Source organism: Lysobacter sp. TAB13 (assembly GCF_052113885.1).
Classification (GTDB): Bacteria; Pseudomonadota; Gammaproteobacteria; order Xanthomonadales; family Xanthomonadaceae; genus Lysobacter; species Lysobacter gummosus.
Genome location: NZ_JBFRDR010000350.1, coordinates 1 through 376, shown reverse-complemented (window position 1 = coordinate 376; position 376 = coordinate 1). Strand labels below are relative to the sequence as shown.

Here is a 376-nt window from a genome sequence, read left to right as displayed (position 1 = left end):
CGTCGAGGCCATCGTCCTGGTCATCCTCGTCGTCTTCCTTTTCCTGCAGAACTTCCGGGCCACGCTCATCCCGGTCATTGCCGTACCGATCTCGATCATCGGCACCTTTGCCGGCATGTACATGTTCGGCTTCTCGATCAACCTGCTCACCCTGTTCGGCCTGGTCCTCGCCATCGGYATCGTCGTCGACGACGCGATCGTGGTTCTGGAAAACGTCGAGCGCATCATGGCGACAGAGCATCTGTCGCCGCGAGAGGCTTCGATCAAGGCGATGGGCGAAGTCACCGGACCGGTCATCGCGATCGTCCTGGTGCTGTGCGCGGTCTTCATCCCCGTGTCGTTCATGGGCGGGCTGGCCGGTGCGATGTACAAGCAG

Annotated in this window: 1 protein-coding gene; it reads left to right on the top strand. The window is 61.3% G+C overall.

Annotation, left to right across the window (positions count from 1 at the left end; translation table 11 throughout):
- Window positions 1-376 (top strand): efflux RND transporter permease subunit (locus AB4Y92_RS26490; RefSeq protein WP_441822329.1); only part of this gene is annotated, 376 nt, incomplete at both ends.